Origin of the sequence: Loktanella sp. M215 (assembly GCF_021735925.1) — a bacterium.
In the GTDB taxonomy this organism is placed as follows: Bacteria; Pseudomonadota; Alphaproteobacteria; order Rhodobacterales; family Rhodobacteraceae; genus Loktanella.
On record NZ_WMEA01000001.1, the window covers coordinates 2,154,115 to 2,167,763 of the forward strand.

Annotated in this window: 12 protein-coding genes; 11 read left to right on the top strand and 1 reads right to left on the bottom strand. The window is 66.8% G+C overall.

From position 1 onward, the window contains the following. Window positions 1–265: 265 nt before the first annotated feature. From GLR48_RS10555 to murD, 9 genes are all read left to right on the top strand, one after another. A complete protein-coding gene (locus tag GLR48_RS10555) occupies window positions 266–757 on the top strand; it encodes a division/cell wall cluster transcriptional repressor MraZ (protein ID WP_237061215.1) in 492 nt (163 codons plus the stop codon). Between the two features lie 9 nt (window positions 758–766). After that, window positions 767–1,732, top strand: coding sequence for a 16S rRNA (cytosine(1402)-N(4))-methyltransferase RsmH (rsmH, locus tag GLR48_RS10560; RefSeq protein ID WP_237061216.1), 966 nt, complete (start codon window positions 767–769; stop codon window positions 1,730–1,732). Beyond that, window positions 1,732–2,091 (top strand): cell division protein FtsL, encoded by a 360-nt coding sequence (gene ftsL / locus GLR48_RS10565; RefSeq protein WP_237064514.1) that lies wholly within the window; start codon window positions 1,732–1,734, stop codon window positions 2,089–2,091. The genes rsmH and ftsL overlap by 1 nt, the downstream gene beginning before the upstream one ends. Beyond that, window positions 2,088–3,872 carry a peptidoglycan D,D-transpeptidase FtsI family protein gene (locus tag GLR48_RS10570; RefSeq protein WP_237061217.1) on the top strand — a complete coding sequence of 595 codons (1,785 nt, stop codon included), beginning with the start codon at window positions 2,088–2,090 and terminating at the stop codon, window positions 3,870–3,872. The genes ftsL and GLR48_RS10570 overlap by 4 nt, the downstream gene beginning before the upstream one ends. Before the next feature lie 18 nt (window positions 3,873–3,890). Beyond that, window positions 3,891–5,378: a UDP-N-acetylmuramoyl-L-alanyl-D-glutamate--2,6-diaminopimelate ligase gene (locus tag GLR48_RS10575; RefSeq protein WP_237061218.1), complete on the top strand. Its 1,488-nt coding sequence runs from the start codon at window positions 3,891–3,893 to the stop codon at window positions 5,376–5,378. Further along, window positions 5,375–6,793 (top strand): UDP-N-acetylmuramoyl-tripeptide--D-alanyl-D-alanine ligase, encoded by a 1,419-nt coding sequence (locus tag GLR48_RS10580; RefSeq protein WP_237061219.1) that lies wholly within the window; start codon window positions 5,375–5,377, stop codon window positions 6,791–6,793. The genes GLR48_RS10575 and GLR48_RS10580 overlap by 4 nt, the downstream gene beginning before the upstream one ends. A 24-nt stretch (window positions 6,794–6,817) precedes the next feature. Then, entirely contained in the window at window positions 6,818–7,900 is a 1,083-nt protein-coding gene (gene mraY, locus GLR48_RS10585; protein ID WP_237061220.1) for a phospho-N-acetylmuramoyl-pentapeptide-transferase, read from the top strand. 68 nt (window positions 7,901–7,968) lie between these two features. Beyond that, window positions 7,969–8,409 carry a hypothetical protein gene (locus GLR48_RS10590; RefSeq protein WP_237061221.1) on the top strand — a complete coding sequence of 147 codons (441 nt, stop codon included), beginning with the start codon at window positions 7,969–7,971 and terminating at the stop codon, window positions 8,407–8,409. Between the two features lie 64 nt (window positions 8,410–8,473). Next, a complete protein-coding gene (gene murD, locus GLR48_RS10595; RefSeq protein WP_237061222.1) occupies window positions 8,474–9,868 on the top strand; it encodes a UDP-N-acetylmuramoyl-L-alanine--D-glutamate ligase in 1,395 nt (464 codons plus the stop codon). Window positions 9,869–9,931: 63 nt separating this feature from the next. Here murD and GLR48_RS10600 read toward each other — a convergent pair whose 3' ends face one another. Then, window positions 9,932–11,107: an NAD(P)/FAD-dependent oxidoreductase gene (locus GLR48_RS10600; protein ID WP_237064515.1), complete on the bottom strand. Its 1,176-nt coding sequence runs from the start codon at window positions 11,105–11,107 to the stop codon at window positions 9,932–9,934. 180 nt (window positions 11,108–11,287) lie between these two features. On the opposite strand from GLR48_RS10600, the gene GLR48_RS10605 reads away from it, so the two are divergent. Together GLR48_RS10605 and murG are read left to right on the top strand one after the other, a co-directional pair. Further along, window positions 11,288–12,457, top strand: a complete 1,170-nt coding sequence (locus GLR48_RS10605) for a peptidoglycan glycosyltransferase FtsW (RefSeq protein WP_237061223.1) — start codon at window positions 11,288–11,290, stop codon at window positions 12,455–12,457. 91 nt (window positions 12,458–12,548) lie between these two features. Beyond that, the gene (gene murG / locus GLR48_RS10610) at window positions 12,549–13,643 is read left to right on the top strand and encodes an undecaprenyldiphospho-muramoylpentapeptide beta-N-acetylglucosaminyltransferase (RefSeq protein WP_237064516.1); all 1,095 of its coding nucleotides are present in this window, start codon (window positions 12,549–12,551) and stop codon (window positions 13,641–13,643) included. The last annotated feature ends 6 nt before the right edge of the window (window positions 13,644–13,649 follow it).

Genomic DNA, 13,649 nt, shown 5'->3' on the forward strand with positions numbered 1-13,649 from the left:
ACAGTCTCACGGTAACGACGGGCAGACAAACAAGGGGCATCACAAGAACCCCACCGGCAAAATGTCAGGTTTCATACAGGCCTCGTTTTTACCAACACAGCGATCCGGCGCGCGAGCGAGCAGACATCCCCCCAGGTGGCGCGCGCAGTCGGTCCAGCCCTTCACAGGGCAGAAGGCGGCGGGTTGAGTAGTGGCAGCTACCTCAATCCGCCGTTTTCACATCTAGCACAGAATTCCGGGGGACGGGCAGTCAGAAGGTCACAGGTTGAACCTCTCGTTCACGAGCACGTATCAGTCGAAAGTTGACGCCAAGGGTCGTATGTCGATCCCGGCGAAATTTCGACGCGTGATCGAGGCGGGCGACCCGGCCTGGGCCCCCGACCAGCCGATGACCGCCAAGATCCTGTACGGCAAGCATCTGGGCGAAAGCCTGCAGGTGCTGACGATGGAGGCGTTCGACGCCAAGATCGCGCGCGTCATGGCGATGCCTGACTCTGACCCCAACAAGAACAAGCTGCGCAAGCTGTTCATGGGCTTTTCCGAAGACCTGACCATCGACAAGGACGGCCGCGTCGTCCTTGCCCTGCGGTTGCGCGAAAAGCTGGGACTGGTGGAGGGCGAATTGTCCTTCATGGGTCTGGGCGAGTATTTCCAGATCTGGAAGGTCGAGAACTTCGAGACGGAGGTCGATGCGCCTCTGGACGAATGGCTGGCCGAGATGGGCGACGATTTCGATCCCATGAGTCTTGTCCCGTAAGGATCGCCGATGACCGATGCCCCCCACATCCCCGTCCTGATCGATGCGATCATCACGGCATGCGCCCCGATTCACGGCACGTGGCTTGACGGCACATTCGGCGCCGGCGGCTATACGAGGCGCCTGCTGGAGGCGGGGGCGGAGCGGGTGATCGCCGTGGACCGCGATCCGCTGGCGTTCGAAATGGCGGCGGATTGGATCGGCGACTACGGCGACCGGATCGTGCCAGTGGCGGGCGAGTTTTCCAAGCTGGATCAGTATGGCAGCGACCTGGATGGCGTGGTGTTGGATCTGGGTGTCAGTTCGATGCAGCTTGATCTGGCGGAACGCGGATTTTCGTTCATGCGGGACGGGCCGCTGGACATGCGGATGAGCCAGAGTGGCCCGTCCGCAGCCGACCTTGTCAACACGAGGGACGAGGCGGAACTGGCCGATATCATTTATCTTTACGGCGAGGAGCGGGCGTCGCGCCGGATCGCCAAGGCCATCGTCGCGGCGCGGCCTGTGACCACCACGGCGCAGCTTGCGCGGATCGTGGAATCCTGCCTGCCGCGCGCCAAGCCGAACCAGAGCCACCCGGCGACACGGACGTTTCAGGCGCTGCGGATCGCGGTGAACGACGAATACGGAGAGCTCGCGTCGGGGATGGAAGCGGCAGAGCGCGCGCTGGCGCCCGGCGGGCAGCTGGCGGTCGTGACCTTCCATTCGGTCGAGGACCGGATGGCCAAGCGATTCATCCAGACGCGCAGCGCCACGACGCCCAATGCGAATCGCTATGCGCCAGTGCTCGAATCGATCACTCCGGCCTTTACACAGCGGACTCGCAAGGCGATTGTGGCGTCAAAAGAAGAAGTAGCAGTCAATCCACGTTCCAGATCCGCGAAGCTGCGCGTGGCGATCCGCACGGATGCGCCCGCCCAGCCGATGGACCGCAAGGACATGGGGATGCCGATGATGAGGGGCGACGGCGCATGATGCGGGCGGTGATGTACGTTGTGGCGGCGTTGACCGTCATGGGGCTGGCCTTCTGGGCCTATCAGGAAAACTATCGCACGCAGCAGTCGATCAGTCAGGTCCGGCATCTGCACGCGCAGATCGGTGACGCCCATGAACGGCTGGGCATGTTGCGGGCGGAATGGGCCTACCTCAACCGGCCCGACCGGCTGATCGATCTGGCCGAGATCAACTTTGACCGGCTTGGCCTGTTGCCGCTGTCGCCGGAAGCCTTCGGTGACGTCGAGGCCATCGTCTATCCGCTGCCGGACATCCTGCCGATCACGAACCCCGTCGACATCAACTCGATCCCGCCGTCCGGCGAGGAGGACCCCCTATGATCCGCACGCCCCTGCGCCCGCTGGCCCGCATCCTCAAGGCGCGCGAAAAGGGCGAGGACCCGAGCGCCATCGCCGCCGAGAACCTGCGTCTGCGTCACGAGGCCATCGCCGACAAGTCGCGGGCGCGCGCCGAAGGCCGGCTGCTGGTGCTGGGGGCATTCTTTGCCGTGGCCTTCGTCGCAATCGGGCTGCGAATGGGGACGATCGCCAATTCGATGCCCGAAGAGCCGCGCACCGCAGCCACCGGCAACCCGATCATCGGCCAGCGGGCGGATATCGTGGACCGGAACGGGCGTATTCTGGCGACCAATCTGGAAACGCACAGCCTTTACGCCCAGCCGCAGCACATGATCGACCCGATTCGTGCCGCCAAGGAGTTGAAGGCGATCTTTCCGGAACTGAACGAAGAGCGGATGATCAAGGATTTCACCGGCAAGCGGAAATTCGTCTGGATCCGCAGGCAGTTGAGCCCGGAGCAGATGCAGCTGGTGCATGACATCGGCAGCCCCGGCCTGCTGTTCGGCCCGCGCGAGATGCGGCTGTATCCCAACGGTCCCATCGCGTCGCACGTGCTGGGCGGGGCAAGCTATGGTCGCGAGGATGTGGCGAGCGCCGAGGTGATCGGCGTGGCTGGCATCGAGCGTCGTTTCGACAGCCTGCTGCGCGATCCTGCCAACGAGGGCAAGCCGCTGGAACTGTCGCTTGATCTCACCGTGCAGGCGGCGACCGAAGAGGTGCTGGACGGCGGCATGAAGCTGATGAACGCCAAGGGTGCCGCGGCGGTCCTGATGGACGTGCATACGGGTGAGATCATCGCACTGGCCTCGCTGCCGGATTTCGACCCGAACAACCGCCCACAAGTGCTGCTGAAGGGCGACCAGTCCGACAGCCCGCTGTTCAACCGCGCGGTGCAGGGCGTTTACGAGCTGGGATCGACCTTCAAGATTTTTGCCGTGGCGCAGGCGATGGAACTCGGGCTGGTGAACCCGCAGACCATCATCGACACCAAGGGGCCGCTGACCTGGGGCCGGTTTCGCATCCGCGACAGCCACAGCATGCCGGCGACCCTGACGGTCGAGGACGTGATCGCTGAATCCTCGAACGTCGGCACCGGCCGGATCGCGATGCTGGTCGGCGGCGACCGGCAGAGCAAGTTTCTGGCCAGCCTTGGCCTGACGGAACCGACGCAGGTCGAACTGTCCGAGGCGCCCTCTGGTCAGCCGCTGGTGCCCAAGAACTGGTCCGAAATCTCGACCATGACGATTTCCTTTGGGCACGGTATTTCGGATTCACCACTGCATCTGGCGTCGGCCTATGCGTCGCTGCTGAATGGCGGGACGCGGGTGCTGCCGACCCTGCTGAAGACGAATGTCGTGCAGCACGGTGCGCGGGTGGTCAGCGAAGATACCAGCGCCAAGGCGCGCCACATGCTGCGCCGGGTCGTGGAAGAAGGCACGGCGTCAATGGGGGATGTGCCGGGTTACGAGGTGGGCGGCAAGACCGGCACCGCCGACAAGCCCCGCACCGACGGGCGCGGCTATTACGATGACAAGGTCATCGCGACCTTCGCCTCGATCTTTCCGGCCGATGATCCGAAGTATGTGCTGATCGTCACGCTGGACGAACCGAGCGAGAATTCCGGTGAAAAACCCCGTCGCACGGCGGGCTGGACGGCGGTGCCGGTGGCGGCGGAAATGATCCGCCGGGTGGCGCCGCTGCTGGGCCTGCGACCGCAGCTTGAATCCACCGACGTGGCAAGTGTAACACTCACCTCTAACTGAACGGGTGAGGGCCACGACATGGCACAGACCAAGACGCTGGCGCAACTGGGGCTGACCGCACAGGGCGGACGGCGGGCCGATATTACCGGTGTGACGACCGACAGCCGTGCGGTGCGGCGCGGGCAGCTGTTCGCGGCGCTGCCCGGCACCCGCGTCCACGGTGCGGCCTTCATCGGCATGGCGCTGGAAAAGGGCGCTGGTGCTGTCCTGACCGATGCTGTCGGTGCACAACTGGCCGCCGCGGCGCTGGCCGGATCCGACGCGGCGCTGATCGTTGCCGAAGACCCGCGGGCCGCGCTGGCGCAGACCGCGTCGCTGTGGTTCGGCGCGCACCCCGAGGTCATGGTCGCGGTGACGGGGACGAACGGCAAGACCTCTGTGTCCACTTTCACCCGCCAGATCTGGGAGACGCTGGGCTATATCGGCATCAACCTTGGCACGACGGGTGTCGAAGGCGCGTGGTCGGCACCTTTGGGCCATACGACGCCCGATCCCGTCACCCTGCACCGGGTGCTGGCCGAGGCGGAGGCTGCGGGTGTCACCCATGCGGCGATGGAGGCGTCCAGCCACGGGCTGGATCAGCGGCGGCTGGACGGCGTGATGCTGCACGCGGCGGGGTTCACGAATTTCACGCAGGACCATCTGGATTATCACAAGACGTTCGAGGCCTATTTCGAGGCGAAGATGACGCTGTTCACCCGCGTCCTGACCGAAGACGGCGTGGCGGTGGTGAACCTTGACGATCCGCGCGGCGAGGAGGTGGCGAGCCTGTGCACCACTCGCGGGATCGAGGTGATCGGCGTGGGCCGTCATCCGGACGCGCGGCTGCGCATTCTGGGCCAACGGTTCGACGATACCGGGCAGGACCTGCGGTTTTCCTGGCAGGACCGGCCGCATACGGCGCGGCTGAACCTGATCGGCGGATTTCAGGCGGATAACGTGGCACTCGCCTGCGGTCTTTGCATCGCGGCGGGGGCGATCCCGGGCGATGTCTTTGACACGCTGGACCAGCTGACGACCGTGCGGGGCCGGATGCAACTGGTGGCGCGGCGCGATAACGGGGCCACTGTCTTTGTCGATTTTGCCCATACGCCGGATGCGGTGCGGATCGCGTTGCAGGCGTTGAAGCCGCATGTGATGGGCCGCACGGTGGTCATTCTGGGCGCCGGCGGCGACCGCGATGCGGGCAAGCGGCCCCTGATGGGCAAGGCCGCGGCTGAAAATGCGGATCTGGTCATCGTGACCGACGACAATCCACGCTCTGAACGGCCGGCTGACATTCGCGCCGCCGTGCTGGCGGGGGCCAAAGGCGGCGCCGAGGTGATCGAGGTCGGTGACCGGGCCGAGGCGATCCTGCGCGGCATCGACGCGCTGGGGCCGGGCGACGCGCTGCTGATCGCGGGCAAGGGGCACGAGACGGGGCAGATCGTGGGCGACACGGTGCTGCCGTTCGACGATGCAGAGCAGGCCAGCGTGGCCGTGGCGGCGCTGGAGGGCAAGATATGATCCCGCTGTGGACCGCTGCCGATGCCGCGCGCGCGACGGGGGGCGAGGCGGTGGGCGACTGGGCCGCGACGGGCGTGTCGATCGACACGCGGACCCTGCGGCCGGGTGATCTGTTCGTGGCGCTGGCGGCAGCGCGTGACGGGCATGACTTTGTCGCCCAAGCGCTGGCCAAGGGGGCGGCGGCGGCCTTGGTCAGCCACCGGCCCGAAGGCGTGGCCGGGGATGCACCGCTGCTGATCGTGCCGGATGTGCTGCGCGGGCTGGAGGCGCTGGGCGTTGCCGCCCGTGCGCGCACCGCGGCGCGCGTGATCGCGGTGACGGGATCGGTCGGCAAGACATCCACCAAGGAAATGCTGCGCGCCGCACTTGATCCGCAGGGCCGGACCCACGCCGCAGAGGCGTCCTATAACAATCACTGGGGCGTGCCGCTGACGCTGGCGCGGATGCCGGCGGACACTGAATATGCCGTGATCGAGGTCGGCATGAGCAACCCCGGCGAGATCGCGCCGCTGGCAAAGCTGGCCCGGCCCCATGTGGCGATGGTGACCACCGTCGCCGCCGCCCATCTGGAGTCCTTTGGCAGTCTTGCGGGGATCGCTGCCGAAAAAGCTACGATCATGGACGGGCTGGAACCGGGCGGCGTTGCGGTGCTGAACGCGGACCTGCCGACCTCTGGCGTGTTGCTGGATCATGCGGCGGCGGGCGGGCACAGGGTCGTGACCTTTGGCGCGCAGGGCGACTGGGCCTTGGGCGACGTGCGGATCACCGACAGTGCCACGGTCATCGCGGCGCGGCATGACGGCACGGATTATCTGTTCAAGCTGGCGGTGCCGGGGCGGCATTTCGCGCTGAACGCGCTGGCGGTGCTGGCGGGATGCGAGGCGCTGGGTGCGGACCCGGTGCAGGCGGCGCAGGATATCTGCCAGTGGTCGCCGCCGCAGGGCCGCGGCACGCGCGAGGTCATCGTGCTGGACCAGGGCATCGCCGAGGAAACGCTGGACCTGATCGACGACGCCTTCAACGCCAACCCGACCTCTATGGCGGCGTCGCTGGAGGTGCTGGCCGCAAGCCACCCGCGCGACGGCATCGGCCGGGTGGTCAAGGGGCGGCGGATCGCCATTCTGGGCGACATGCTGGAACTGGGCGCGGACGAGATGCAGATGCATGCCGATCTGGCCGAGAACCTGCATCTGGCGCGCGCCCATGTCGTCCATTGCGCGGGGCCGCGGATGCGGGCGCTGTTCGACGCACTGCCCGGCGATCTGCGCGGTCAATGGGCACCCGAGGCGGACGATCTGGCGGGGCAGGTGGCCAAACTGGTCGATGCCGGCGATGTCGTGCTGGTCAAAGGGTCCAAGGGCAGCAAGATCAGCCGCGTTGTTGACGCGATCCGCAAACTCGGGCATCGCAGCTAGAACCACAAGGCAGGGACCACCCAGATGTTGTATTGGCTGACAGAGCTGTCGGATGGCGGCGATTTCTTCAACCTGTTCCGCTATATCACCTTTCGCGCCGGTGGGGCCTTCATGACCGCGCTGGTGTTCGGGTTCATTTTCGGGTTGCCGCTGATCAACGTGCTGCGCCGGACCCAAGGCAAGGGCCAGCCCATCCGCACCGACGGACCGGAGGGGCATTTCGCCAAGGCCGGCACGCCGACCATGGGTGGCCTGCTGATCGTGGGCGCGCTGACGACGTCGACCGTGCTGTGGGCGCGGCTGGACAATGCATATATCTGGATGGTGCTGTTCGTGACGCTGGCCTTTGCGGCCATCGGCTTTGCCGACGATTACGCGAAGGTGAGCAAGCAGAATACCAATGGTGTGTCGGGCCGGGTGCGGATCATCCTTGGCCTGCTGATCGCGGGGATCGCCGGTTTCTGGGCGGCGCAGTATCACCCGGTCGAGCTGACGAACCAGCTGGCGGTGCCCGTGTTCAAGGATACGCTGATCAACCTCGGCATCCTGTTCGTGCCATTCTCGATCCTGGTGATCGTGGGGGCGGCGAATGCGGTCAACCTGACCGACGGCCTGGACGGGCTTGCGATCATGCCGGTGATGATTGCGGCGGGCACCTTCGGGATCATCGCCTATTTCGTGGGGCGCGTGGACTTTTCCGAAAGCCTTGGGCTGCATTATGTCCCGGACTCGGGCGAGATTCTGGTGTTCTGTGCCGGGTTGATCGGCGGCGGGCTGGGGTTCTTGTGGTACAACGCGCCGCCTGCCGCCGTTTTCATGGGCGACACCGGGTCGCTGGCCCTAGGCGGTGCACTGGGGGCCATCGCGGTCGCCACCAAGCACGAGATCGTGCTGGCCATCGTGGGCGGGTTGTTCGTGGTCGAGGCGCTGTCGGTCATCATTCAGGTGCTGTATTTCAAGCGTACCGGCAAGCGGGTGTTCCTGATGGCCCCGATCCACCACCACTATGAAAAGAAGGGCTGGGCCGAGCCGCAGATCGTGATCCGCTTCTGGATCATCAGCCTGATCCTTGCGATGATCGGTCTGGCCACGCTGAAAGTGCGCTGAGGCGTTTACCCTTCGTTAGGGCGGCGCGTCGTAGGATCGCGCTGTTTCGATGCGGACGGAGTGGTGCGATGATCAACAAGCGGCTGGGGGCGCATCTTGTGACTCCAAGGTACGAGGACGCGGGGCTGTTCGGCACGGAGTTGTGCCGCCTCGACGTGAAGCTGTTGCCGGGCGCGCGGCGCAACGACCGTCACGACTTTATCTTTACGGGTATCATCGACCGGGGTTACCGGGTGCCGGTGTTCTTTGCCGGCCGGCGTGCAGCGGATGCGCAAGCGCTTGTCGTGGCGACGGACCGGATCAGACGGCAGCGGGTCGCGGCGGGCGGACCGGCGCCGGACGCTGAACCCCAAGCGCTGGCCCTGCGGATCGACGGCGCCTGGCGCAAGCTGGTGCATCAGGACGCCCAAGGGTTCGCGCAGGTGACACACCAGTTCATCGCGGCGATGTGGTCGATCGGGGCGGGTGACGGCGGCGCACGCCGGTACGGGACACCGCCGGTGCTGTAGGCAGCCCCCTTGCATACCGCAGGCACGCCGGGGCAATGTCCGGCAAAATGCCGGGGGATGCAGGATGATACCAGTTCAGGGATACGAGGGACGCAGCGTCGCGGTGCTGGGGCTGGGCCGGTCGGGGCTTGCCACGGCCCATGCGCTGGCCGCAGGTGGTGCGATCCCGGTGGTCTGGGATGACAGCCCGCGAGGGCGCGAAGTCGCCGAGGCCGCGGGGTGGACGGTCCGCGATCTGACCAAGCCCGGCGGTTTTGACGGGATCGCGGCGCTGATCGTCTCGCCCGGTATTCCGCACCTTTACCCCGCCCCGAACCCGGTAATCGCCGCGGCCTGGGACGCGGGCGTGCCGGTGGACAACGACATCGGGTTGTTCTTCCGCTCCTACGCCACCGACGAGTGGGACGGGTTCGACAGCCCGCCGCGGGTGATCGCGGTGACGGGGTCGAACGGCAAGTCCACGACGGCGGCGCTGATTCATCACGTGCTGGTGGAAAACGGCCGCCCCGCACAACTGGCGGGCAATATCGGGCGCGGTGTGCTGGATCTGGACCCTGCCCACGACGGAGAGGTCGTGGTGCTGGAGCTGTCGAGCTATCAGACCGACCTTGCGCGGCACATGACGCCGGACGTGGCGGTGCTGACCAACATCAGCCCGGATCATCTGGACCGGCACAGCGGTCTGGGCGGCTATTTCGCGGCCAAGCGGCGGCTGTTCGCGGAAGGTGGACCGGATCGCGCGGTGATCGGCGTGGACGAGGACGAAGGACGCTATCTGGCGAACCAGTTGGTCGAGGATCTGTCCGACGACCGGCTGATCCGCATCAGCGTGACGCGCAAGCTGACGGACGGCTGGTGCGTCTTTGCCCGCAAGGGGTTCCTCAGCGAATATCGCCGGGGCAAGCAGGTGGGTGCCATCGACCTGCGCGAGATCAAGGGGCTGCCCGGGGCGCACAATCACCAGAACGCTTGTGCCGCCTATGCGGCCGTGCGGACGCTGGGGATCGGACCCAAGGGGATCGAGGCGGCGCTGCACAGCTATCCGGGCCTGCCGCACCGCAGCCAGCTGGTGGCCGAGCGGGGCGGCGTGCGCTTCGTGAACGACAGCAAGGCCACGAACGTGGATGCGGCGGCGAAGGCCCTGCAGGCCTTTCCGGCGATCCGCTGGATCTGCGGCGGCTTGCAGAAAGAGGGCGGTCTGGACGGGCTGATCCCGCATCTGGGGGCGGTGAAGACGGCCTATGTCATCGGGCGCGAGGCAGAGGCCTTTGCCCGCCAGCTGCCGGGGATCGAGACCGAGGTCTGCGGCACGATGGATGTGGCCGTCGCGCGGGCCAGTGCCGATGCCGAGCCTGGCGAGGTGGTGCTGCTGGCCCCGGCCTGTGCGTCGTTTGACCAATACGACAGTTTCGCCGCGCGTGGCGACGATTTCACGGCGCTGGTGCTGGCGGGGGGCTGAGGGCCGGGCCTGCGGTACGGCAGCCTCCGGCGGGCGTTCATGGGGCCAGGCGAATGGGGCGCGTCAGGAGGCTGCGGCGATGGCGGTGCCGGCGGCCCAGCCGGATGACCAGGCCCATTGGAAATTATAGCCGCCCAGCCAGCCGGTGACGTCGACCGCCTCTCCGATGGCGTAGAGGCCGGGGACGGTCTTGGCCTCCAGCGTGCGGGCGTTGAGGGCGGCGGTGTCGATGCCGCCCAGCGTGACCTCGGCGGTGCGGTAGCCTTCGGTGCCGCTCGGGGTCAGCTGCCAGTGGTGCAGGCTTTCAGCCAGATCGCGCAGGGTGGCGTCTGGCAGGGCGGCCATGGGGTCCGTGGGCCAGTCGGGCGACAGGTATTGCACCAGCCGGGCAGGCAGGTGGCGCGACAGGATCGTTGTCAGGCTCTTGCGGCCTTCGTTGCGTTTGGCGGCGATGAGGGCGTCGGCGAGAGGGGCGTCGGGCGACAGGTCGAGCGTGATCGCTTCGCCTTCGGTCCAGTAGGAGGAGGCCTGCAGAATGGCGGGGCCGGAGAGGCCGCGGTGGGTGAAGAGCGTCGCCTCCTCGAAGCTGTGGCCTCCGGTGGTGGCGCGGCTCGGCAGGGCGGTGCCGGCGAGCGGCTTGAAGCGGTCGTTGGCAAAGGTGAAGGGCACGAGGCCCGGACGCGGCGTGATCAGGCCCAGCCCGAACTGCGCGGCGATCCGGTAGGCGAGGTCCGTGGCGCCCATCGCCGGGATCGACTTGGCCCCGGTGGCGAGGACGAGGTGCGTCGCAGTCACGACGTGGCTGCGGCCGTCGCGGGTGAGTGTGACGCGGAAGGTGCCGTCATGGCGGATCTCTCCGACGGTGGTGTCGAGCCAGAGGTCGGCGCCGGCGCGCGCCATCTCGTCGCGGAGCATCTGCACGATCTGCTTGGCCGAGCCGTCGCAAAAGAGCTGGCCCAGCTTCTTTTCGTGGTACGCGATGCGGTGTGACGCGACCAGCGCGATGAAATCATGCTGCGTATATCGAGACAGCGCCGATTTCGCGAAATGGGGATTTTTGCTGATGAAGCGGTCAGGGGCGCAGGCGAGATTGGTGAAATTGCAGCGCCCGCCGCCCGAGATGCGGATCTTTTCCCCCGGCGCCTTGGCATGGTCGATGACGAGCGTCGCGGGCCCGGCGTGGGCCGCGGCCATCATGCCGGCGGCGCCGGCGCCGAGGATCAGGGTGTTCACATGCATCCACGCCACGTGGCGCAGGTCGTCTGGTGTTGCAAGGGGGTGGGCGGTGTGGTGCCGAAAAATCCGCCCTTGCGGGGCGTCCGCGCGATTTGAAGTGGAAATGATTCGCGAGGCGCGTTACCATGGGCGGATAGATCCGTGGCAAACGCGGGCGCAGAGGCAAATCAGGCGGACTTTTCGATGACCGAAATGGTGTATGGCGCGCCACGCGTCGTGACAGGCGATCCCGTTCTGCCGCGCTGGTGGCGGACGATCGACAAGTGGAGCATGTGCTGCATTCTGGCGCTGTTCGGCATCGGGCTGCTGCTGGGGCTGGCGTCCTCGCCCCCCTTGGCCGCGAAGAACGGTCTGAACCCGTTTTATTATGTCACGCGGCAGGCGTTCTTTGGCGGCATGGCAATGATCGCGATGTTCGGCGTGTCGATGATGACGCCGGTCATGGTGCGGCGTCTGGCGGTGATCGGGTTTGCGCTGGCGTTTCTGGCGCTGGCGCTGCTGCCGGTGTTCGGGACCGATTTCGGCAAGGGGGCCGTGCGCTGGTATTCCTTCGGCTTCGCCTCCGTGCAGCCGAGCGAGTTTCTGAAGCCCGGTTTCGTCGTCATGGCGGCCTGGCTGATGGCGGCGGGCTTAAGCGTGGGCGGGCCGCCGGGTCGGTTCTATTCCTTCGTGCTGACGGTCGTGATCGTGGCGTTCCTCGCGCTGCAGCCGGATTTCGGGCAGGCGTGCCTCGTGCTGTTTTCCTGGGGTGTGATGTATTTCGTGGCCGGCGCGCCGATGGTGCTGCTGGCGGGGCTGGCGGGGGCGGTCGTGGCTGTGGGCACCTTTGCCTATTCCGCGTCCGAGCACTTTGCCCGCCGCATCGACGGCTTCCTGAGCCCCGATGTCGATCCGCGCACGCAGCTGGGCTATGCCACCAACGCGATCCGCGAGGGCGGGTTCTTTGGCGTGGGTGTCGGCGAGGGGCAGGTGAAATGGTCGCTGCCGGACGCGCATACGGATTTCATCATTGCCGTCGCGGCCGAGGAATACGGGCTGGTCTGCGTGATGGCGATCATCACGCTTTACGGCGTCATCGTGGTGCGGTCGCTGATGCGGCTGATGAAGGAGCGCGATCCGTTCATCCGGCTGGCGGGGACGGGTCTGGCCTGTGCCTTTGGCGTGCAGGCGATGATCAACATGGGTGTGGCCGTGCGGCTGTTGCCGGCCAAGGGCATGACGCTGCCCTTCGTGAGTTACGGCGGGTCGAGCCTGATCGCGGGCGGCATCGCCGTGGGCATGTTGCTGGCGCTGACGCGGACGCGCCCGCAAGGCGAGATCGGGGATATCCTGATGCGGCGTGTGGGGCGGTGATGTTTCCGCGCGCAGCGATCGTGGCGGCGTGGAGGGGGGCCAGCCCCCCGGCCAGCGGCCGCCCCCCGGAGTATTTGGGGAAAAAGCGAGGATCGTCATGCCGCTGTTGATGATGGCGGCCGGGGGGACCGGCGGGCACATGTTTCCGGCACAGGCGCTGGCCGAGGCGATGCTGGCGCTGGGGTGGCGGGTGAAGCTGAGCACCGATCTGCGGGGCGCGCGCTATGTCGGTGGGTTTCCCGAAGCGGTCGAGGTCGTGCAGGTTGATAGCGGGACCTTCGCGCGGGGCGGGGCGCTGGCGAAGCTCGCCGTGCCGGGACGGATCGCGGGGGGCGCGCTGAGTGCCGTGCTGGCGATGCGGCGGGACCGGCCCGATGTGGTGGTGGGCTTTGGCGGTTATCCGGCCATTCCGGCGATGACGGCGGCGACGCTGCTGCGCGTGCCGCGGATGATCCACGAACAGAACGGTGTGCTGGGGCGGGTGAACAAGGTCTTTGCCAGGCGGGTGGACGTGATCGCCTGCGGGACTTGGCCCACGGTCTTGCCGGAGGGTGTGCAGGGGAGCCACGTCGGCAATCCGGTGCGGCAGGCCATTCTGGACCGGGCGGGCGCGCCCTATATTCCACCGGGCGATTATCCGATGTCGGTACTGGTGGTCGGCGGCTCTCAGGGCGCGCGGATCCTGTCGGATGTGGTGCCTGCGGGGATCGCCGCCTTGCCGGAGCATCTGCGGCGCAACATCCGGGTGTTTCAGCAGGCGCGGGCCGAGGATGTGGACCGGGTGGATGCGTTTTATGCGGCGCGCGGGATTGCGGCCGATATCCGGACGTTCTTCGATGACATGCCGACGCGGCTGGCCGAGGCGCAGCTGGTCATCGCGCGGTCGGGGGCGAGCACGATCGCGGATCTGTGTGTCATCGGGCGGCCTGCGGTGCTGGTCCCCTTTGCCGCTGCCGCCGCCGATCACCAGACCGCGAACGCGCGCCAAATGGTCGATGCGGGGGCCGCGATCCTGATGCCGGAGAGCAAGTTCAACGCGGAAAGTCTGGCGGAACATATGGAAACGGTGCTGACGCACCCGTCGGGGGCGCTGCAGATGTCGCGCGCCGCCTTGTCGTGCGGGACACCGGACGCTACAGCGCGGCTGGTCGCGCTGGTGGAACAACTGGCGGGAAGGACGCAATGATGGACG